Annotated in this window: 17 protein-coding genes and 1 pseudogene; 11 read left to right on the top strand and 7 right to left on the bottom strand. The window is 60.4% G+C overall.

Features of this window, described 5'->3' with window-relative positions; all coding sequences use genetic code 11:
• Position 1: 1 nt before the first annotated feature.
• Positions 2-907 (bottom strand): sulfate adenylyltransferase subunit CysD, encoded by a 906-nt coding sequence (gene cysD / locus ACSQ3Z_RS12760; RefSeq protein WP_436171613.1) that lies wholly within the window; start codon positions 905-907, stop codon positions 2-4.
• Positions 908-1,399: 492 nt separating this feature from the next.
• On the opposite strand from cysD, the gene ACSQ3Z_RS12755 reads away from it, so the two are divergent.
• Together ACSQ3Z_RS12755 and ACSQ3Z_RS12750 are read left to right on the top strand one after the other, a co-directional pair.
• Positions 1,400-2,662 (top strand): O-antigen ligase family protein, encoded by a 1,263-nt coding sequence (locus tag ACSQ3Z_RS12755; RefSeq protein ID WP_436171612.1) that lies wholly within the window; start codon positions 1,400-1,402, stop codon positions 2,660-2,662.
• 18 nt (positions 2,663-2,680) lie between these two features.
• Positions 2,681-3,619, top strand: a complete 939-nt coding sequence (locus tag ACSQ3Z_RS12750) for an NAD-dependent epimerase/dehydratase family protein (RefSeq protein ID WP_436171611.1) — start codon at positions 2,681-2,683, stop codon at positions 3,617-3,619.
• Positions 3,620-3,637: 18 nt separating this feature from the next.
• Here ACSQ3Z_RS12750 and ACSQ3Z_RS12745 read toward each other — a convergent pair whose 3' ends face one another.
• The 6 genes from ACSQ3Z_RS12745 to rfbA form a co-directional block, all read right to left on the bottom strand.
• Positions 3,638-4,183, bottom strand: a complete 546-nt coding sequence (locus ACSQ3Z_RS12745) for a sugar transferase (RefSeq protein ID WP_436171610.1) — start codon at positions 4,181-4,183, stop codon at positions 3,638-3,640.
• Between the two features lie 120 nt (positions 4,184-4,303).
• Entirely contained in the window at positions 4,304-6,292 is a 1,989-nt protein-coding gene (locus tag ACSQ3Z_RS12740) for an SDR family NAD(P)-dependent oxidoreductase (RefSeq protein WP_436171609.1), read from the bottom strand.
• A gap of 250 nt (positions 6,293-6,542) precedes the next feature.
• Positions 6,543-7,481 (bottom strand): dTDP-4-dehydrorhamnose reductase, encoded by a 939-nt coding sequence (gene rfbD / locus ACSQ3Z_RS12735; protein ID WP_436171608.1) that lies wholly within the window; start codon positions 7,479-7,481, stop codon positions 6,543-6,545.
• Positions 7,478-8,560, bottom strand: coding sequence for a dTDP-glucose 4,6-dehydratase (rfbB, locus tag ACSQ3Z_RS12730; RefSeq protein WP_436171607.1), 1,083 nt, complete (start codon positions 8,558-8,560; stop codon positions 7,478-7,480). The genes rfbD and rfbB overlap by 4 nt, the downstream gene beginning before the upstream one ends.
• 25 nt (positions 8,561-8,585) lie before the next feature.
• Positions 8,586-9,140, bottom strand: coding sequence for a dTDP-4-dehydrorhamnose 3,5-epimerase (rfbC, locus tag ACSQ3Z_RS12725; protein ID WP_436171606.1), 555 nt, complete (start codon positions 9,138-9,140; stop codon positions 8,586-8,588).
• Positions 9,141-10,022, bottom strand: a complete 882-nt coding sequence (rfbA, locus tag ACSQ3Z_RS12720) for a glucose-1-phosphate thymidylyltransferase RfbA (RefSeq protein WP_436171605.1) — start codon at positions 10,020-10,022, stop codon at positions 9,141-9,143.
• A 115-nt stretch (positions 10,023-10,137) separates the two neighbouring features.
• Between rfbA and ACSQ3Z_RS12715 the strand changes: the two are divergent.
• The 9 genes and pseudogenes from ACSQ3Z_RS12715 (at position 10,138) to ACSQ3Z_RS12675 (ending at position 21,933) form a co-directional block, all read left to right on the top strand.
• A pseudogene (locus tag ACSQ3Z_RS12715) lies at positions 10,138-10,494 on the top strand (VOC family protein).
• A gap of 93 nt (positions 10,495-10,587) precedes the next feature.
• Complete coding sequence (locus ACSQ3Z_RS12710; RefSeq protein WP_436171908.1) at positions 10,588-12,015, top strand: phosphomannomutase; 1,428 nt, start codon at positions 10,588-10,590, stop codon at positions 12,013-12,015.
• Entirely contained in the window at positions 12,012-13,427 is a 1,416-nt protein-coding gene (locus tag ACSQ3Z_RS12705) for a mannose-1-phosphate guanylyltransferase/mannose-6-phosphate isomerase (protein WP_436171604.1), read from the top strand. The genes ACSQ3Z_RS12710 and ACSQ3Z_RS12705 overlap by 4 nt, the downstream gene beginning before the upstream one ends.
• Positions 13,428-13,505: 78 nt before the next feature.
• Positions 13,506-14,492 carry a GDP-mannose 4,6-dehydratase gene (gmd, locus tag ACSQ3Z_RS12700; RefSeq protein WP_436171603.1) on the top strand — a complete coding sequence of 329 codons (987 nt, stop codon included), beginning with the start codon at positions 13,506-13,508 and terminating at the stop codon, positions 14,490-14,492.
• A 36-nt stretch (positions 14,493-14,528) separates the two neighbouring features.
• Positions 14,529-15,473, top strand: coding sequence for a GDP-mannose 4,6-dehydratase (locus tag ACSQ3Z_RS12695; RefSeq protein ID WP_436171602.1), 945 nt, complete (start codon positions 14,529-14,531; stop codon positions 15,471-15,473).
• Between the two features lie 19 nt (positions 15,474-15,492).
• The gene (locus ACSQ3Z_RS12690) at positions 15,493-16,278 is read left to right on the top strand and encodes an ABC transporter permease (RefSeq protein ID WP_436171601.1); all 786 of its coding nucleotides are present in this window, start codon (positions 15,493-15,495) and stop codon (positions 16,276-16,278) included.
• Positions 16,279-16,280: 2 nt separating this feature from the next.
• The gene (locus tag ACSQ3Z_RS12685; RefSeq protein WP_436171600.1) at positions 16,281-17,507 is read left to right on the top strand and encodes an ABC transporter ATP-binding protein; all 1,227 of its coding nucleotides are present in this window, start codon (positions 16,281-16,283) and stop codon (positions 17,505-17,507) included.
• On the top strand, positions 17,504-19,060 hold the full coding sequence (locus tag ACSQ3Z_RS12680; protein WP_436171599.1) for a methyltransferase domain-containing protein: 1,557 nt from the start codon (positions 17,504-17,506) through the stop codon (positions 19,058-19,060). Before ACSQ3Z_RS12685 ends, ACSQ3Z_RS12680 begins: the two co-directional genes overlap by 4 nt.
• Positions 19,057-21,933, top strand: a complete 2,877-nt coding sequence (locus tag ACSQ3Z_RS12675; RefSeq protein WP_436171598.1) for a glycosyltransferase family 4 protein — start codon at positions 19,057-19,059, stop codon at positions 21,931-21,933. The genes ACSQ3Z_RS12680 and ACSQ3Z_RS12675 overlap by 4 nt, the downstream gene beginning before the upstream one ends.
• Positions 21,934-21,955: the final 22 nt, after the last annotated feature.

Here is a 21,955-nt window from a genome sequence, read left to right as displayed (position 1 = left end):
CTCAGAAATACCCTTCGCGCTTCTTCTTTTCCATGGAGCCGGCTTCATCGCGGTCGATGAGGCGGCCCTGGCGCTCGGAGGTGCGCGCCGTCAGCATCTCGCCGACGATGGCCTCAAGTGTGTCGGCGTCGGATTCGATGGCGCCAGTCAGCGGATAGCAGCCAAGCGTGCGGAACCGCACCAGCCGGTCCTCCACCGTCTCGCCCGGTCGCAACTGCATGCGGTCGTCGTCCTTCAAAATAAGCATGCCGTCGCGTTCGACGACCGGACGCTCCTTGGCGAAATAGAGCGGCACGATCGGGATGTTTTCCTGCAGAATGTACTGCCAGATATCGAGCTCGGTCCAGTTCGACAACGGAAACACGCGGATCGATTCCCCTGAAGCGATGCGGGTGTTGAATATCTTCCACATCTCCGGCCGCTGGTTCTTCGGATCCCAGGCGTGCTGGGCGTTGCGGAAGGAAAAGATGCGCTCCTTGGCGCGCGACTTCTCCTCGTCGCGGCGGGCGCCGCCGAAGGCGGCGTCAAAACCGTATTTATCGAGCGCCTGGCGCAGCGCCACGGTCTTCATCACATGGGTGTGGGTGTTGGAGCCATGATCGAACGGATTGATATTGTCGCGCACGCCGTCTTCGTTGACATGGACCAGAAGGTCGAAGCCGAGCTTTTGCGCCATTTGATCGCGAAAGGTGATCATCTCGCGAAACTTCCAGGTCGTGTCGACGTGGAGAAAAGGAAAAGGCGGCTTGGCGGGATAGAACGCCTTCATCGCCAGATGCATCAGCACCGAGGAATCCTTGCCCACCGAATAGAGCATGACCGGCTTGCTGAACGCAGCCGCGACCTCGCGGAAGATGTGGATGGATTCGGCCTCAAGCCGCTGCAGGTGCGTTAGCGCGATATTCATGGACTGTGAGCGTTCTCTCGTGCCATCCAGACCTTACATCGACGCGTCGGGCACAGTCTTTCAACAGCCCGGTTCAAGCTTCACGTCTGGACATTATGATTTCGTGCCGGCGTTCTAGCAGATCGCCATTGCCGGGAACAATGCCGTAGAGGTCCGCTACCGGGCGGATAGAGAATGAATTTTCCACATAAAGCTTAGAAACCGGAAATTCCTGCCTAACGGGTTGATGCGCCCGAAAGGCCGCGAAAAACTATTGCCGCTGCAAGCTGCCACCCGGCGAAAGGCTGATGTCACGGGGCGTAAAGGCCATGCTGGCGATTTTTGATCAGGACCCGGGCCTCGCCGCACTATCGAAGATCGGACCCAGCCGCTATACCGGACGCAGCAGATGGGCCAGCGGCCGCCTTGCGGCGCGTGGATTTCGAAGGTGATCTTGTTTGCTGCCACAAGAAGGCAGCGTCCCCCAACCCCCCGCAATTGTGAACCAGAGCATTGAACCGGCTTTCATCCATAAAACGTCACTTCACGCCTTCGCAGATCAACATCTACTTCTCCATCGTCTGCTTCTTTTCTCCGGCGGTTCTGGGATCGGTGGTCAGCTTCGTGTTCAGCGGCGGCGCCCTGTGGTCCGTCCTGCTGCTCGCCGTGAAGCGGCGGCGCTTCAATATCGACCGGCCGATGCTGGCGATGACCGTGGCGATCTATGCCTATTGCGCCGCGATGATCCTCGCTTCGATCGTCAACAATACGCTCAGGGCCGACGCGGTCTATTTCCTGCCGCTGATAACCTTGCTGTTTTTCCCCCTCTCCTACTCGACCTGGAGCATTACCGAAAAAGCCACCCTTGTTCGCATTGTCGTACTGGCCAGCATGGCGGCATGTTTTGGCGCCCTGGCTTTGGCCATCGTGCAGTATTATTGGCTTGGCATGAGGGCTGAAGGCGGGGCCGGAAATGCGATCGTGTTCGCGACCGTCGCCTGCCTCAGCGTCATGATGTGCCTGGCCGGCGCCCTGTCGGGCCTAGAGAGGGCGTGGCTGTTGCTCTCAGCAGCACTGGCCGGCGCTGTCGCCATCGTCTGCTCGGGTTCGCGCATCATCTGGCTGGCCATGCTGATCGCCGGCATTGCCGTGCTCCTGATCAACCGGCGCAAGCTCACCGGCAGGAATTCCGTGCGCCTGCTGCTGATCGCCGCCGGGATCGCGCTGGTGATCGCGGCGGTCGGCTTTCCCATCATATCGGAGCGCGCCGATTTCCTGTTCAGCGACTGGGATGCGCTGAACACCAAGGACGACCACTCGACGGCGCTCGGCTTGCGCGTGGCGCTTTGGCAGATCGGTCTTGGCGCATTCCGCGAGATGCCGATTTTCGGACACGGCATCGCCGCCAGCCGTGACCTCATGCATCAGGGATTCCAGGACCAGTTCGGCATGGACCGCGGCTTCAGCCACTTTCACAACGGCTTCCTGACGGCAATGGTCGAGGCTGGGATTCTGGGCGCCATCACGTTGGCGGCCATATTCGTGGTCGCTGCCAGAAATGCGGCGAGGGTGCTGCGCATCAGCACCGATCCTATGGAGCGCTTCGGCGCAACGATGATCGTCGTGACCCTGATCACCTATCTCATCGGCGGGCTGACCGGCATCCTGGTCGGCCATGACATCCTCGATTCGACCTTGATGGTGTTCCTGGTCTGCGGGACATATCTGGCCTCGGGGCGCCAGCAGCCATTGCCGGAAGCATCGGCAGTTGGCTGACAATTTTCGGACAAGGCCATGAAAGTGCTGGTCACAGGCGCTACGGGGTTTATCGGGCGCCAAGTCGTGCAACAGCTCCGCGAAGCCAGGTTCGAGGTGCGGATCGCCTCCCGTCATCCCGAACGCTTCGAGGCGGCGAGCGATGCCGTCCTACTGCCGGAGCCTGACGCGCCGGTCGAGGCGTTCCTGTCCATCATGCAGGACGTCACACATGTCGCTCATTGCGCCGCCCTGAACAATGATCGCGACGCAAGCGGGGCCGACTATTTGAGAGCCAACGCCGAACTGACCGGCCGGCTGGCGCATGCCGCGGCCGTGCAGGCCGGCGGACGCTTCATCTATCTGTCGTCGATACGGGCAGTGGCCGGTCCCGGCTTCAGCGGCACCATCGACGAAAAAACACCCCCTGCCCCGCAATGTGCCTATGGGCGTTCGAAGCGCGAAGGCGAGATCAGGACGCTGGACGCCTATAGGTCGGCAGGCCGGTCCGACGCCGCCGTGCTGCGGCTGCCGCCGGTTCATGGCGAGGGTATGAAGGGAAACCTGGCGACGCTGATGCGGCTGGCCGACACCGCCCTGCCGTTGCCGGCGGCCGCGTTGACGGGGGTCCGCTCGCTGATATCTTGCGGGGCGGCCGCGCGCGCGGTGCTGCACCTGTTGACCCGGTCGACGCCACTTCGCCCCGTCTATGTCGCCGGCGATCGCCGCCCCAGCCCGATTTCGGAGATCATCACAGCCTTTCGGCGAGGCTTCGGACGGCCGGCGCGGCTGTTTGCCATGCCCGCGGCGCCGATGCGGGCGGCCGCGTCCTTACTGGGCAAGGGCAGCACCTGGGAGACCATGACCGCAACGCAGATCTGCGATCCGTCGCTGCTTGTTTCGCAAGGCTGGGCGCCGGAAACCGACACGCTCGAACAATTGGCCGAAATGGCCAGACACAGCAAGATCGGAGCCTGATCCAAACCGTGTTGGTGATCAGCTCCGATAGATCGTCCGCAGCAATATCTCGAGATCGCCGCCGATCGAGGCCGTATCGAGATAGGCGGCATCGGTCTCGGCGCAGAGCTTCGGGTCCGACATGTCGATGCCCCTGACCTGGGCGAGGCCGGTTATGCCGGGGAGCGCCTGCAGCACGCCCAATTCCTTGCGGTGCCCGATCAGTTCCGTCTGCGTGGGCAGGCACGGGCGCGGCCCGACAAGGCTCATCTCGCCTTTCAGCACATTCCAGAGCTGCGGCAACTCGTCGATCTTGGTCCTGCGCAAAATCCTGCCGACGGCGGTGACGGAATGCGCCGGCGCCTCATGCGTGGGCAGGGACGGCGTTCCCTGATGCATCGTTCTCAGCTTGTGACAGCGAAAAGGCGTACCGCCCTGGCCGACCCGGACCTGGGAAAACAGCGCCGGCCCCGGCGACGATGCCTTGACGGCCAGCATGGCGATAAGCAGGACAGGGGATGTCGCCACCAGCATCGAGGCTGCAATCACAAGATCGAAGGCCCGCTTTGGCCCTTTCAGGGTCATCCGATGTTGCTCCGCGGTCGATAGCCAAGATCCGGCGCACCCGAATGACAGATAGAAACCAATGCGCGAGGCGACGATCGGCCTTGGCTTCAATAGCAATCGTCGTCGCGCGGAACAGGTCTAACCTATTTGTCCAACTGTTTTCGGGCTGTTTTCCTGCAGTGCCTCGACCGGAGGTTTTCTAGCCTCATGCAGTCCCGCCAACACGGCAAGCGCGGCAGCCTTGTCCTGGATCCGCATCGCCGCCTGCAACGCCGTCAGAGCGGCCTGGATGCTCGGCCATTCCACGATATCGGTCCTCAGGCCAAAAACCTTGGCGATGTCGATCGTGACGATCTCCTCGTTCTCGCCCTGAAGCGTTTCGTGCAGCTTCTCACCGGGCCTGATGCCGGTGAAACGGATCGGAATGTCGGTGTATGGGCTCTTGCCGGCCATGCGGATCATGGTTTCGGCGACCTGGAGGATCGGCACAGGCTTGCCCATATCGAGCATATAGATGGCATAGTCGTCCTTGCCCTCGCGCCGCTCCGAATCGGCGGCTGACATGATGACAAGGTCGACGGCCTCGGCCACGGTCATGAAATAGCGCGTCATGCGCCGGTCGGTAATGGTGACGGGGCCGCCTGCCTCGATCTGCGCCTGGAAGATGGTGGCCACGGAGCCGTTTGAGCCAAACACGTTGCCGAAGCGCACGGCGATGAATTTGGTGCCGGAGCGGCGCCCGCCGAGCCCGGTGGCGTGCGTTTCATGCAAGGAACTGACGATCTGCTCGGCGGCCCTTTTGGTGACGCCTAACACCGAGGTAGGGTCCACCGCCTTGTCGCTCGAAATCAGCAGGAACTGCGGCACCCCGCATTTGGCGGCGACCTCGGCGCAGGCGAGCGTTCCGAAAATGTTGGTCTGGATCGCCGATTCCCAGTTCTCTTCGAGCAGCGGCACGTGCTTCAGCGCCGCGGCATGGAAGATGATGGCCGGCTTGAATTCGCTGACGACGCGCGTCATCTGGCGCCGGTCGGTGACATCGATGATGCGGCACTTCAGCCGATCATGGTCCTTTTCGTCGACGGACTGGTCGAGCTGGAAAATGCCGAATTCCGAGATATCGGCGACCAGAACGGCCTCGGCGCCGAGTTCCAGCGAGCGTTTGACCAGGATGCGGCCGATGGAGCCGGCGCCCCCGGTCACCAGGACGCGCTTGCCGCTGACGAAAGCACCGATACGCTCGATATCGGGCGGCACGGTCGAGCGGCGCAGAATCGTTTCCATCTCGACGGCGTCGAGAACCAGCTTGCTGCCCTGCCCGAGCTCCGAGAAGCCGGAGAACTGCACGACGGCGATGCCGCTGTGGCGGGCGACGCGAACCAGCTCCGAATACTCCTCGATCTCGCGTTCGACGCCGTTGCCGAAAATCAGCAGGTCGAGATTCTCGGTACCCTTGGCGTATTCTTCCAGCACTTCGACCAGCCGCGGGCGCAGCGCCACCACCGGAACGCCCTGGATCCGCGTGCCCCGCGGCGCCTCGCTCTCGATGGCCATGATGCCGGCAATGGCATACTCCGCCGGCTGCGCGGTGCGCGTGAAACGGATGATCACGTCGGCCTCGCTCAACCTGCCGATGAACAGCGCCTGCTTGATCAGCTTGTTGTTGGTGTCGCGGCCCAGGATGCGCCAGCTCGCGCCGTCGCGAAGGAACCGGTAGTAGAGCCGGGGCGCCGATATGATGGTGAAGGAGACCAGGAAGAAGACGATGAACTGGCGCTCGTTGAGGCCGATCACCGGCTGGAAGGCACGAAACGTCAGCGAGGCGCCATAGAGCAGCACAGTCAAAGTCGCGCAGCTCTTCAGGATGTTGAAGAAGTCGGGCGTCGAGGCGAACCGCCACACTGTGTTGTAGAGACCGCAATATCTGAACAGCAGATGGCTGAGAACGACGATACTTGCCCAGCATGCCAGGCCCATTGGAGACAGCGCCCCGAACGACAGGTTCGATCGCGACAAAACCAGGCTGAGCGCCACCGCGATCAGGACCATGACGATGTCCTGAAGCATGATGATGGCGCGCCGTATCTTCGGCCGAAGTCCGGACACGGCTTCTACGTATGAGGTCATTGGGTAGTACTGAACTCCAGGCGCGAAGATAGTAACGCAAAAGTGGCGCCAGATCGACTTTCAACCGTCACCGGCCACCTGTTAGAGTGCCAAATCTTCAACCCCGCCGCCTCCTATCGCATAGCGCGGAGTTGGGGGCATCGCCAGAGATTTTTTGGAACCGCACGTGGTTGAGCGATCACATACTTTTCAGCCGGCCAATTGTTTTGCGCGCACGAACCCTGCCAGACTGGCGAGCGGGCATCCTACGTTAGCGATCGCTGCTGCAATTCCGAGTCTGTGAAGGACCTGCCAAAATTGCGGTTTCCTTGCTCAGCAGTCGAGATACCGTCCTTTGCGTGGAGATGCGCCAATCCGGTGCTTGCCAAGCGAATGCACTCCTGAATTTCACAGTCGACAGGCGCGAATTGCAAGGGCGCCGAGCCTTGGTCGAATAGTCCTCGGTGGCGATGTCGCATATTCGTGCATGCGGCCCCCCAAGCGCCCGGCTGATATCCAGTATTTGGCGGGCAAAGCCGCTCCAATTGGTCTCGCCCGTCCCTGCCAGATGGTAGACGCCGAAGGCGTCAAAACCCTTGTCGCGATCGAGCACGGCGGCGGCATGCAGGATAGCAGCGGCGATATCCAGCGCCGACGTCGGATTTCCCCACTGATCGGCCACCACTTTCATCTCGTCGCGATCGGCGGCAAGCCTGAGCATGGTCTTGACGAAATTCCTGCCGAACGGGCTGTAAGCCCATGCCGTGCGCAGGATGATGTGGCGTGGATTGGCCGCCGCCACCGCCAATTCGCCGGCGAGCTTGGAGGCGCCGTAGACGCCGAGCGGCGCTGCCGCGTCAGTCTCCACATAGGCGCCGTCCTTGGTGCCGTCGAAGACATAGTCGGTCGACAGATGGATGACGGGAACGCCGAGTCGCGCGGCGGCTTCGGCGACCGCGCCGGCGCCTTCGGCATTCACAGCAAAAGCCAGGTCCGGCTCGTCCTCAGCCTGGTCAACGTCGGTGTAGGCGGCTGCAGAGACGATGATGTCGGGCCTCGATGCTTCGAGCGTCTTGAACACCGTGTCGGGCCGCGTCAGATCGAACTGCGGCCGGCCGACGGCAATGACCTGCACGTCATCTCGTCCATGCGCCGCCTCCAGCAGGCTCGCGGCGATCTGGCCCTCGCGTCCGGTGACCACAAGCCTCACGCCGCGCCCTTCCTGTCTTCCACCGGGCTTCGGCCCAACCGCTCACCGGCATAGCGCTGCTCGCGAATCGGTCCCCACCACCATTTGTTGTCGAGGAACCAGTCGACCGTCCTTGCCAGGCCGCTGTCGAAATTCTCCTTTGGCGACCAGCCGAGATCGCGGCTGATCTTGGAGGCGTCGATGGCATAGCGGCGGTCGTGGCCGGGGCGGTCGGTGACGAAGGAGATCAGGTCGCGGTAGCGCTTGCCGCCGGCGCGCGGCCTTCTCAGGTCGAGAAGATCGCAAATGGTCTCTACGACGCTCAGATTGGTGCGCTCGGAATTGCCGCCGACATTGTAGCTCTCGCCCGCTTGCCCCTTTGTCGCGACAAGCTCGAGCGCGCGCGCGTGATCCTCGACGAACAGCCAGTCGCGCACATTGGCGCCGGCGCCGTAGACCGGCAGCGGCTTTTCGTCGAGCGCGTTCAGGATGACCAGCGGAATGAGCTTTTCGGGAAAGTGATAGGGCCCGTAATTGTTCGAGCAGTTGGAAAGCACGACCGGCAGGCCATAGGTCTCGTGCCAGGCGCGCACCAGATGGTCCGAGGCCGCCTTGGAGGCGGAATAGGGCGAGGACGGCGCATAGGGCGTCTCCTCGACGAACATGCCGCCGTCGAAGGGAAGATCACCGAACACCTCGTCGGTCGAGACATGATGGAAGCGGAAGCGGGCCTTGCGGTCCTCCGGCAGGCCGCGCCAGTATTCCAGGGTCGTATTCAGCATCCGGTAGGTGCCGACGATGTTGGTCTCGATGAAAGTGCCCGGCCCGTCGATCGAGCGGTCGACATGGCTCTCGGCTGCCAGATTCATGACGATGTCGATGTCGTCGCGGCGCAATATGTCGAGCACCGCCCTCTCGTCGCAAATATCGGCCTGCTCGAAGCGGTAATTGTGCGCGTTCTCGATCGGCCGCAACGAGGCGAGATTGCCGGCATAGGTAAGCTTGTCGAGATTGGTCACCCGGTAGGCCGGATTGGCGCACAAATGCCGGCACACGGCCGAGCCGATGAAGCCGGCACCGCCAGTCACCAGGAAATTCATGCCGCTCTCCTTACGCGAACGGTTCTCACGGGAACACCTCCGCGCCGGCAAGGAGCGGCGCCTTCAGGTCCTTGTCTGAAAGCTGGAACCCGCCTGATATCGCCGGCCATTCAACGCCGATGGCGGGGTCATCGTAACGGATCGACCGGTCGTGCCCGGGCGAATAGGTATCGGTCACCTTGTAGAGAACCTCGGTGTCCGGCACGAGCGTGACGAATCCGTGGGCGAAGCCTTTCGGCACCAGGATCTGGTTGCCCTTCTCGGCCGAGACTTCGAGGGCGACCCATTTTCCGAAGCCTTTCGAGCCGCGGCGGATGTCGACCGCGACGTCGAGGATCTTGCCTCTGATGACGCGCAGCAGCTTGTCCTGGGCGCGCGGCGGAAGCTGGTAGTGCAGCCCCCTCACCACGCCCGCAGCGGCGGAATAGGAATGATTGTCCTGCACAAAGCGCAGGTCGATGCCGGCCTCGGCGAAGCGCTCGGCATTCCAGGTTTCGATGAAAAAGCCGCGCGCGTCGCCGTGCCGCTTCGGCACGATCTCCAGCACGCCGTCGAGACCCAGTTGCCTTACCTCAAGCACCTAGTTCTCCGTCAGTTCGGTGACGCGCCTGCGCAGATAGGCGGCATATTCGTTCTTTCCGAGGCGGGTGGCGCGCTGAAGCACCTTGTCCGCCGTCAGCCAGCCCTGTTCGAAGGCGATCTCCTCCGGGCAGGCGACCTTGATGCCTTGGCGGTGCTCGATTGTGCGCACGAAAGATGAAGCCTCATGCAGGCTGTCATGGGTGCCGGTGTCGAGCCAGGCATAGCCGCGGCCGAGCTGATGGACGTGCAGGTGCCCGCGTTCGAGATAGACATTGTTGACCGCCGTGATCTCGAGCTCGCCGCGCTCCGAGGGCCGGATCGTCGAGGCGATGTCGACGACATCGTTGTCGTAGAAGTAGAGGCCGGTGACGGCCCAGTTGGATTTTGGCTTCTGCGGCTTTTCCTCGATCGTCAGAGCGGTGCCGCTGAGCTTGTCGAATGACACCACGCCGTAGCGTTCCGGATCGTCGACATGATAGGCGAACACCGACGCGCCGCTATCGCGGGCTGCCGCCGTGCGGCAAAGCTGGGACAGCCCATCGCCGAAATAGATGTTGTCGCCAAGGATCATCGACACGCTGTCCTTGCCGATGAAGTCGCGGCCGATGATGAAGGCTTCGGCAAGGCCGTTGGGATGCGGCTGCTCTGCATAGGAGAAGTCGAGCCCGAATTCGGAACCGTCGCCGAGCAAATCGCGAAATACCGGCAAGTCGCGAGGCGTTGAAATGATCAGGATCTGGCGGATTCCGGCGAGCATCAATACGCTCAGCGGATAGTAGATCATCGGCTTGTCGTGTATCGGAAGGATTTGCTTAGATATCGCTAATGTTATGGGATAAAGGCGGGTTCCGCTGCCTCCAGCAAGGATAATCCCCTTCAACCTAATCTCCTCGAGTTACCCAAGTCGGCCAGCCTCCCGCAGTCCAGTCAAGGTAGCACAGGAAAGGCCCAGCGGCCCGCATTTTGCAGAGAACGGATGGCGGCTGCTCTAATGGATTCCATCCGATGTTACAAGCCATTGGCGATCCAGGAGCACTGGCAGCCAGCCGGCAACGAGTGCGACATTGGACAGGTTCAAGGCGTTCTGCGCAGCTGCCTTTTCATGGTGGTTCACCGATGGCGGGCCGACCTATTCGGCCTTTTCCGGGGCTCGACGGAGGCTTTCAGGCGGACGCCGCGGAAGCGCCCGCCAAGCTGCTGCCCGTGCTTGATTCCGAGATCTGGAAGAGCCCCTGGATGCCGTCGAAAAGTGCCGGTGGTACGATCGTCAGGCCGATCTTTTCATTCCGAGGTGCCGGCAATTCCATTTCGTCGACCCGGCCGGCAATGGGATGGCGGTATGGGGATATTAGGAAAGATGCAGATTTCGAAGCCATTTTGCCTGTTGACAGGCGGGCTCACTCCAATAAGTAGCAGCCCCACTTTCCAACGGCAAAAGCAGAATGATGAAATTCGGGTCAAGCGGCGTCCGAGGTTTGGCTTCGGAATTGGTTGGAAAGCCAAGCGGACTTTATACCGAAGCCTTTGCTCGGCGTTTGGTTTCCAGTGGATTTCAGCCGAATGGCCAGGTCTTCGTAGGCCGAGATCGGCGCGATAGCAGTCAAGCAATTGCCGACGACTGCATGGCAGCCTTGGTCGCAAGCGGGTTTCGGCCCATGGATTGCGGCACCATCCCTACGCCTGCCCTCGCTCTATATGCCCGGAAGTTCAGGGCCGCGGCCCTCATGGTGACGGGTTCGCATATCCCTGCAGATCGCAACGGTATCAAGTTTTATGGCCTGAAAGGTGAGATCGACAAAGCGGACGAGGCAGCGATCACGAACTATGTCGCCGAACGGTCAAATGTGTACTCTTGGCCGCCTGCTCGCGGAACGTGGCCGGTTTGTCATGACGAGGCGGTCGCGGCCTATCGAGACCGCGCCAATGAGATATTGGAGCCGGGCGCTCTTTCCGGTATGAGGCTCGGCGTCTATCAGCACAGTTCGGTCGCAGCGGAGCTGCTGGTGGAGGTTCTTCAGTCCTACGGGGCCGATGTAGTTCCCGTCGGCAAAACTGAAACCTTCGTGCCAGTCGACACCGAAGCCGTGGATGCGGCCACGCTTGCGAAGCTGAAGGGTTGGGCCCACGAATTCAAGCTCGATGCCATTGTGTCCACGGACGCCGACGCCGATCGCCCCCTTATCGCCGACGAGAACGGTGATCTATTTCGGGGCGACCTGATCGGGCTCGCCACGGCTCTTTTCGTAGCCGCAGATATTGTCGTCACGCCGGTAACCTCCAATTCAGGTATTTCAGGTGCTCTGGGTTTTGAGGTGGTGAGAACGAAGGTCGGGTCCCCTTTTGTCATCGAGGGCATGGAAGCGGCGTACGGCGATGGCAAGATTGTCGTCGGCTTCGAGGCCAATGGCGGCGTTCTCCTGGGATCGGATTGCTCGCTGAATGGGAAGACATTGACGGCGCTGCCGACGCGGGACGCCATCCTCCCGATCCTGGCCGTGATCGGCACCGTGGCATCGACAAAAAGACCCCTGTCCCGCCTACGCGAGATGTGGAAGCTTCCATTCTGCGCAAGCGAACGTCTCGAGAACTTTCCCCTTGAGAGCTCGCGCAAACTGATGCGCCAGCTCGCGAGCTTGGATTCGCTCCAGCAGTTTCTAGCCCCGTTTGGCACTGTTGCCGACGTCGATGAAACCGACGGCATCAGGGCGCGGATGCATACAGGCGAGATCTTACACTTGCGGCCGTCCGGAAATGCGCCGGAATTGCGCTGCTATTCGGAGGCCGCGGACTTCGACAGGGCGACGGCGCTCGTAGCGCAGACACTGGAGAAGGTGCGGGCAACCGCGTCCACGGACACTGAGGTCGTTCGATGAAAGTTGTTCCGGTCATCATCAGCGGTGGAGCTGGTTCGCGACTATGGCCGGCCTCCCGGCAGTCGCATCCCAAACCCTTCCTCAAGGTGGCGGACGGACATTCGCTCATACAGCATACTGTGTTGCGCGCTGCCTCGATCCCGGATGTCGTCGAGCTTGTCACCGTGACGTCCAGGGAACACCTTTTCCTCACGACAGATGATTTCGACGAGCTGGAATCAGTCATCCCGCCGCGCACCTTTCTGCTTGAACCAGAGGGGCGCGACACTGCCGCCGCCGTGGCAGCGGCCACGATCCACGCCAAGGCAACGCAAGGTCCCGACGCCATTCTGTGCATCTTTCCCGCCGACCACATGATCGGGAACGTGCCGGCATTTCTAAGCGTCATGGCCAAGGCCATCGAACATGCGAAGCAAGGACGTATCGCAACCCTGGGCATAAACCCGACCCGGCCGGACACGGCATTCGGCTATATCGAGGCAGACGGCGAAAAAGTTGTCCGCTTCGTCGAAAAACCGGATATCGAGACGGCCAAGGCCTATGTCGCGTCCAAGCGCTTCTTCTGGAACGCCGGCATCTTCTGCTTCAGAGCGCAGGTCATGCTTGATGAAATGGCTTCGCATTGTCCTGCCGTGATCGAGGCCGTTCTCGCCAGTTACGAGGACGGTCGCGTCAGCCATGGCGAAGGCTTTGCGAGCATCGAACTCTCATCAGAACATTTCGCCTTGGCTCCGCGTATTTCGCTCGACCACGCGGTGATGGAAAAGACCCAAAACCTGGCGGTCGTCCCCTGCGACATGGAATGGAACGACATTGGATCGTGGAACGCGATGGCCGAACTGGTCGCCCCCGACGAGAGCGGGAACAGAATTCGCGGCGACGTTCGCATGGTGGACACCACCGGCAGCTACATAAGTTCGGGCAAACGCGTCATCGGCACGGTCGGCATCAGCGACCTGGTGATCGTGGATTCCCCGGATGCCTTGCTCGTGGCGTCCCGCGACCGCGTTCAGGACGTCAAGAAGTTGTTCGAGTCCCTCAAGGCTTCCGGACATGAGGCGCATTTGCTTCACAGCACCGTGCACCGACCGTGGGGCACCTACACGGTCCTGGAGGAAGGCGAACGCTTCAAGATCAAACGCATCGAGGTGAAGCCTGGACGGCGCCTGAGCCTGCAAATGCACTACCATCGTTCCGAGCACTGGGTCGTGGTCAGCGGTTCTGCAAAGATAGTCAACGGTGACGAGGAACTGTTCCTGGCGACCAACCAGTCGACCTACATACCCTGCGGCCACAAGCATCGGCTCGAGAACCCAGGCAAGATCGACCTGGTAATCATCGAAGTCCAGAGCGGCGACTATCTAGGCGAGGATGACATCGTGCGGTTCGATGACGTATACGGTCGCACCTGACAATTCATTGGCTCGCAGGGCTGGGGCGAGCAAACATCAATTCTGGGCTGGGGCGGGCAGACACAATCGAGAGAATTGATGACAAAGACAGCACTGATAACCGGCGTCACCGGGCAGGACGGCGCCTACCTGGCTGAGTTTCTGCTCTCCAAGGGCTATGAAGTTCACGGGCTCGCCAGGCGATCGAGCACTGCAGACGTGAACACCACGCGCCTGAAATGGCTTGGCATCGAGAAAGACGTTCGAATCGTTGATGGAAACCTGACGGATCTGTCCGGACTGGCTCGAACCATGCGCGACATAAGACCGGACGAAGTCTACAATCTCGCCGCCCAATCCTTCGTCAAATCATCATGGCAGCAGCCGATCCTGACAGGCAACGTTACCGGCATAGGCGTGACCAATGTCCTGGAGGCTCTCCGGCTCGAAGCCCCGGAGGCGCGCTTCTATCAAGCCTCATCGTCGGAGATGTATGGTCTTATCCAGGAGCCGATGCAGTCGGAAACCACCCCCTTCCATCCCCGCTCCCCTTATGCTGTGGCGAAACTCTACGGCCATTGGATCACCATCAACTATCGCGAGAGTTTTGGCCTGCATGCCTCGAGCGGCATCCTGTTCAATCACGAATCACCGCTTCGCGGCATCGAGTTCGTGACCCGCAAGGTCACGGATGCGGTTGCGCGCATCAAGAAGGGCATGTCCAAGGAGTTGCGGCTCGGCAATATCGACGCCAAGCGCGACTGGGGTCACTCCAAGGATTATGTCCGCGCCATGTGGTTGATGGTGCAGCAGGACCAGCCAGACGACTATGTCGTTGCCACAGGCAAGACGACGACCGTGCGCGACATGTGCCGGATCGCATTCGAGCATGTGGGGCTCAACATTGAGGACCACCTTGTCATAGATCCAGAACTGTTCAGGCCGGCGGAAGTCGAAATCCTGCTTGGCAATCCGGCAAAGGCAAAGCAGAAGCTGGGCTGGGAAGCGACGATCTCGCTGGAAGAGATGATCAGGGAAATGGTGGATGCCGACCTCGAACGTCACTCCCAGCCGGTCAGGCGTTGAACTGAGCAGAAGGCCCTGGCGCGGATGGTTGATAGGTTGAAGCATCGCATCCTGATAACCGGGGCGAGTGGATTTGTGGGCACAGCATTATTGCGGCTGCTGGAGCAGGAACACAGCGAATGCGAGGTGTTCGCGTTTGGCCATGGCAACGGACATCTGAACCCGATCGATCTCATGGATCGGGACGCGGTCGACGCGGCAGTCCATAAGGTCCGTCCTACCGCGCTTGTGCATTTGGCGGCGGTCGCCGCGCCCGCCGATGCTCGCAATGCCCCGCGCCATGCCTGGGACGTCAATGTGACGGGAACGATGAATCTCGCAGAATCCGTCATGCGCCATGCTCCGGAGGCCAGGTTCGTTTATGTTGGGAGTTCGGAAGCCTACGGAGCCTCATTCCAGAGCGTAGCCGGTCCGGTGACAGAAACCGTGCCGCTTCGGCCCGTGACGGTCTACGGTGTCACCAAGGCAGCCGCGGATCTGATGATCGGTCAGATGGCGTATGACGGACTGCGCGCGGTTCGTTGCCGCCCGTTCAACCACACCGGCCCTGGCCAGTCCGATGCCTATGTAATTCCCGCCTTCGCTCGCCAAGTGGCCGAGATCGCGGCTGGCAAGAACGAACCGGTCATTCATGTGGGAAATCTTGAAGTCGAGCGCGACTTCCTCGATGTTCGCGACGTCGTGCGCGCATATGCCGGTGCCGCGATGCTGAATCCGAACGCCGATCCGGACTGTGTCTACAATATCGCATCCGGGCAACCGCTCAAAATCCGGCATATCCTTGATATGCTTATCGCGCAGTCGGGCATCGATATCGAAGTCCGTGTCGACCCGGAAAAACTCCGCCCGAACGACATTCCCTTCGCGTCGGGTGATGCGTCAAAAGCACGCGACTGGCTGAAGTGGAAGCCTCTGGTGCCATTCGAGCAGACAATAGCCGACGTTTTCGGATATTGGCAGCGGGTATGTAAGGCCCGCTGACGCGCAAGAGGTTGATCGAATGTTCCGAAGCCTTTGGCAATATCGCCATTTCATCATCTCCTCGATCAGAGGCGAGATGAAGGGACGTTTTGTGCGGTCCCGTCTGGGCGGCCTTTGGTTCATCCTTCACCCGCTGGCTCAGGCGGTGATCTTCTCGATCGTGCTTTCGGAAGTTCTCAAGGCACGGCTTCCGGATACGGACAGCCCCGCCGCCTATCCGATCTATCTTTTGTCCGGGATGGCGGCGTGGACGCTGTTCAGCGAAATCCTCACGCGCAGCATGACTGTCTTCATCGAGCAGGCGCCGGTGATGAAGAAGATCGCCTTTCCGCGTCTGTGCCTGCCGGTGATCGTCGGGGGCACGGCGCTGATCAATCATCTGCTACTGCTCGTCGCCCTGTTCATCATCTTCATCTTCCTGGGCCATGTACCGGGCCGGGCGTTGATTTTGCTGCCGGTCGGGATCGTCCTGATTGCGGCAATCGGCTTCGGCCTCGGTGTGATCCTCGGGGTGATGAACGTGTTCATCCGCGACATAGCGCAGGTCATGACGATCGTGCTGCAGCTCTGGTACTGGATGACGCCGATTGTCTATCCGGCCAATGTTCTGCCCGAAAAGTACAGCTTCATGATCAGCCTGAACCCGATCGCGCCGCTGGTGGGGTTGTATCAGGATGCGCTGTTGTTCAACCGCTGGCCGAGTCCGGAAAGCCTGATCATGCCGGCCGTTTTGGGACTGCTCAGCATGGGCTTCGCGATGCTGTTCTTTCGCCGCGCAAGCCCCGAACTCGTCGACGTGCTGTAGCCATGACCGTGCTTTCCGTCAGTCATTTGTCGAAACGCTATGCAAACTATGCGAGCAACCTCGAGCGATTTGCGGGCTGGTTCGGCGCGCCGGTCAAGCCGATAGAGGAATTCTGGCCGGTCAAGGACATCTCTTTTTCGCTGTCGGCAGGAGAAACGCTCGGCCTCATCGGGCAGAACGGCGCCGGCAAGAGCACGCTTTTGAAGCTGATCACCGGCACGGTGCGGCCGACCGAGGGCACGGCGCATGTCGTCGGCCGCATCAGCGCCATCCTCGAACTCGGTCTCGGCTTCAATCCCGAGTTCACCGGACGGCAGAACGCCTATCATGCCGGCGGGCTGATGGGCCTCTCACAGGCGCGCCTGGCCGAGCTGATGCCGCATATCGAGGACTTTGCCGAGATCGGCGAGTTCTTCGACCAGCCGCTGCGAACCTATTCGAGTGGCATGCAGGCGCGGCTGGCCTTCGCGCTCGCCACCGCCGAACGGCCGGAGGTGCTGATCGTCGACGAGGTGCTTTCGGTTGGCGACAGCTATTTCCAGCACAAGAGCTTCGACCGGATACGCAGTTTCAGGGCCGCCGGCACCTCGATCATCCTGGTCACCCACGGTATGGGCGATGTGAGAGCATTGTGCGACCGTGTAATTCTGCTGGACAAGGGACAGGTGCTGAAGGACGGGCCGCCGGACGAGGTCGTCGACTACTACAACGCCCTGATTGCGACCAAGGAGAACGCGAAGCTGACCATCGAGCAGCGGCGCGAAAAGGACGAGTGGCTTTACAGCAGAAGCGGGACCAAGGCAGTGGCCGTTGAATCGGTGACGCTGCTCGACAGCGACAGCGGCGGGCAAATCAGGACCGCCGTTTCGGGGCAGACCGTGACGATTCAGGCGCGGGTTGTCGCCAAGGAAGATGTCCCGGAGCTTGTCATCGGTTTCATGCTGAAGGACCGCGCCGGCCATACCGTCTGGGGAACCAACACCTGGCATACGGGCCAAGTTCTTTCCAACCTCTCGGCCGGGGACAAGGTCGAATGCCGCCTGCGTCTCTCCTGCGCTCTTGGCCAAGGCTCATACGGCCTTTCCATATCGCTGCACACGGGAGACGTTCATATCAACAGCAATTTCGACTGGATTGAAAACGTCGAGGTTTTCGACGTCATCAATTCGAGCCCGCCATTTTTCATTGGGACAAGCCGTCTTGAACACGCGTTTGAAATCACTCGATGAAAAAGAACTTTGACGATTTGTACAAGGCGTTCGAGGACCGCTTCCGGGGTTCGCGAGAACTCATAACGGAGCGGCTGACGATCTATCTGCCCTTGTTGGAGCAGGTGCCGCGGCAGGCTGAAGGGCCGACCCTGGCAGTCGATCTCGGCTGCGGACGGGGCGAATGGCTGGAGATACTCACCGAGTCCGGGTTCGATGCGATAGGCGTGGATACCAATGCGCGCATGGCGCAGGAGGCCATCGACAACGGCCTCACAATCGAATTGGAGGACGCGCTCGAATATCTCGGCGGCAGGCCGGACAACAGCGTGGCCGTCATTTCGGCCTTCCACATGGTCGAGCATGTACCGACCGATTACCTGATCGGACTGCTGGGTGAATGCCAGAGGGTGCTGGCCGAAGACGGCCTGCTGATCCTGGAGACACCCAATCCGGAAAATATCTCGGTCGGGACGCATACTTTCCACCTCGATCCGACTCACAAAAGCCCGCTGCCTCCCGACCTTCTTGAGTTTCTGGTGGAACAAGCGGGCTTCTCGGAGACAGCAATCGTCAGGCTGAACGGCGCGCCGATGATCAACGCGGGGCCGATCGAGCGAAGCATTCATCTCATGTTCGAAGTGGCGCGTGACTATGCCTGCCTGGCAAGAAAACGTGATAAACAAGCTGCGGAAGCACCAGACTCGCTTGCCGCCTTTGTCCAGTCAGTGTCACAGCCGGCCCCCACCGACACCGGAAAGCTAAAGGAATGGCTCCGTTCCGCCGATGACGAGATCGTGGGCATATCGGAAGGGGTCAAGGCAACGATGTCCTCCAACGCGGACCAACTTCGCCAATTGAGCGACAATCTCACTGCCCAGTCGAAGCTGTTGCGAACAGGAAACATTGCCTTGAGGAACACGGTGGCTTCTCTCGGCAAGCAGCTGGCGGAAATAGTCAAGGACAAGGCGGTAGCCACGCGCGATGGCGAGATCGAGCGTCTTCGTCTCCAGATTGCCGAAGCGGAGGTTGCCAAGGCGGAACAGTTGGCCTTGAAAGAGACTGCCATCCAGGAGCGGGATGATGAAATCGAGCGCCTCCACCAGCATGTTGCGGATGCAGATACCGCGAGCACGGAGTTGCTGGCTCGCAAGGAAGCCGCCATCCGCGAGCGTGATGCCGAAATTGCCCGGCTAAGCAAAAAAGTCACGACTGTCGAGGAACGGGCCCAGCAGTTGGCAGCCCAGATCACTGCCTTTCAGAACTCGACCTCATGGAGAGTTGCAGCGCCAATGCGTGGTCTTGTCTATGGCTCTCGGGCTGTGGGTCGACTTCCGAAGGCAAATGCCCGGCTTGTGATGGTGCATGGGTTGCTGTGGTTGCGCCGAAGGCCCAGGATCGCAGCATTTGTCCAGCGCATGGTGCGGTTCGTTCCGCCGGTCGAACGCCGCCTCCTGGCGTTCGCACGAGCAAGCAGCGGTTTCGTCCCCATCGACACGGGTTGGACGCTTGAACCTGACCCGGTTGCTCTTGGCGTGTGGCGCAAACGTCTCGAGACCGGAAGGTCGGCATGACCAACACACAGCCCTTGAGACTCTGGGTCGACGGCCAGTGTCTCCAGACGCATAGCCGCAAGCGCGGGATCGGACGCTACGTATTGGATCTGCTGAGCGCCCTTTCGACTCACGAAAGCAGCATCGAGCTCTCGGTTTCGCTGAATGCCGCGATGCCTGACGCCACAGTTGCTGCGCGATCGCTGCTTTCGGGCATCGTGCCATCGGAGCGCATTCACGTCTGGCACGGGAAAGTCGAAGGCGGTGAAGCCGACTACGGACACACGCCATGGCGCAGTCGTAGTGAGATGGCCCTCGTCCATCATGTCAATCAGCTCAATCCAGACGTTGCCTTGTCTGCCAGCCCGTTCGAAGGCGCAGTCGACCCCGCGATCCCCTACCTCGGAGGGTCATTGGCGGCGGTCAGAACGGCAGCCCTGTTTTATGATGCGATCCCGTTCAGGTTTCCGCACAAATACATTCGCGATCTTCGTCAACGGGAATATTATCATCGGCGTCTTGCCAGCTACAAGAATTTTGATCTGGTGTTCACCATTTCAGATTTTTCTTCTCAAGAATTTCGACATTTCGTCCAGTCGTCAAAAGAGACATGCATCGGCACGGGAATATCTGAAAGCTTTGTTAAGTGCATCAACGATAGCTCGGGTGAAAGCCCAATTGATGGGAAATACGTTCTTTACGTTGGTGGCTCAGATTGGCGCAAGAACCTTGAAATAATTCCGTCTGCATTTAGGAAAATTTCCATATCATTGCAGGAAAACTTGAAATTCGTAATCGCCGGAGAGATTACCGACCGAGAAGAGATTGAATACCGTAAGAATTGGGAATCGCATAACTTATCTTCTGACCGGCTTGTATTTGCAGGCGCGGTCGATGACAGAACGCTGGTTCGTCTTTACAAAGGGGCGCTTGCACTGGTCCAGCCGTCGTTCATGGAAGGCTTCGGGCTGACTGCGCTGGAAGCAATTGCCTGCGGAACGCCTGCAATTGCGGCCAGAACGGGCGCACTTCCCGAAGTTGTCGGAGACGGCGCATTGCTCTTCGACCCCGCGTCACCTTCGGATCTTGCGGAGAAAATAGAAGCGGTAGCGGCAGGCAAACTCGACGCGCGAAAGCTGGAAGAACTGGCGCGGGATAGAATTGACACGTTCAGTTGGCGAAAAGTCGCAGAGCGCGTCGTTCAGGGCTTGCACGGACTCGACCGCCACACGGCTCCGCAGCAGGTTGACCTGGTCAAGGCGCTTGGCGTCAAGAAAGGTGATGAAACGGACCTGGCGACCCTGATGGCCCTCGCCGAGCCGGAAGCCACGAAGGCGCGGCTGCTGGTGGACGCGAGCGCAACACTGATAGACGACCACAAGACTGGCATTCAACGCGTTGTTCGGCGGATCTGTGAAAACATGTTCCCGCCCCGGTCGAGCGACGAGGGCAAGTACATCTCGTTCTGCGACGACGAATCCGGCTGGTACTTTGCAAGAGAATGGACAGCACGCCCGCCGTCGAAGCAACCATCGAACCGTATCCGGCCACACGCCGGCGACACCGTCTTGATGCTAGACAGCTCGTGGCCTTTCCACACCCTGCATCCGGCATTTCTTCGCCCGGTCCTGATCAAGGGCGGCGAAGTCATATCCTGCCTCTACGACACGGTTCCCCTGCGCTCGGCTGCCTTTTGCCATGAAGGCATGCCGCCCATTTTCAGTGCATGGTTTCAAACCGCTCTCGCCTATTCGACCGGCTTTGTCTGCATCTCGCGCGCGGTCGCCGACGAACTGCTGGAATTGCTCGCAGGCATCCAGTTTCCACGCCGCATGAAGGTCGGCTACTGGCATCTCGGCGCGGATTTCGCAACCGACCTGTCCTCACCCAAGCCGGTTCGGCGGCGGAACATGGCCGCGGCCCGTCCTCGCTTCCTGATGGTCGGAACGCTGGAGCCCCGCAAGGGCCACCGCGTTGCATTGGAAGCCTTCGAGGCATTATGGGCCGATGGTTTCGATGTCGAGCTGGTTATCGTCGGAAAGATCGGGTGGGGCATCTCGCATCTGGCCGACCGTATTCGGCGCCATGCGGAATTCGGCAAGCGTCTTCACCTACACGAAAAGGTTGGCGATACCGACCTGGCCGCTCGGTACAGCGAGTGCGAAGCCTTGATTGCGGCCTCCTTTGCCGAAGGTTTCGGTCTGCCCATTGTCGAGGCAGGCCATTTTGGCAAACCGGTGCTGGCCAGTGACATTCCCGTGTTCCGCGAAGTGAGCAAGGGGGCAGCGGAGGCGCATTTCTTCAAGGTCGGCTCGCCTGCCGCGCTGGCTGCGGCCGTTAAGAGTTTTCTGAATCGTACGTCCGGTGGCACGCCTCCCCATGCGTCCTGGCCAACCTGGTCCGAAAGCGCAGCGCAGCTGGAAGATATTGTTGTTGGGCAGAACTGGTACAAGCTCTACGAGCCACGATCGCCTAGGCCTTTCACACAGCTCACCGACCTTGGCGACACACGGGTCGCAGCAGCCCTCGATGAGGAGCAGCGTGCCCATCGCCTTGAACTTGTGGAAGGTCCCTACAGGACCGATGATGGCACGGGATTGAAGATCGTTGTCAATGTGACCAACCTTTCCGGGACAGCCTGGTCGAGCCTCGGCCCGACCGACGGCCACATGGGAATAGCGCTGGGCTATCATGCGTTCGACGCCGCTGGCGAACTCCTCCAGTATGATCAAGCGCGCACCTGTATTCCATTTGTTCTGGTGCCGAATGATACAATCTATCTGGCCGTCAACGTCCCCGCGTCGCTTAGAGAACGTGGTGCCGCACGCGTCGATATAGAACTCGTCCAGGAGGGCGTTCGTTGGTTCGGCAGCCCCCTTCGCGTGGCTTTGTAGTTTGTCTATTTCCGTTCGGCCC

This window comes from Mesorhizobium sp. LjNodule214 (genome assembly GCF_964252735.1).
Classification (GTDB): Bacteria; Pseudomonadota; Alphaproteobacteria; order Rhizobiales; family Rhizobiaceae; genus Mesorhizobium.
This window is presented reverse-complemented; position numbering and strand designations above follow the sequence as displayed.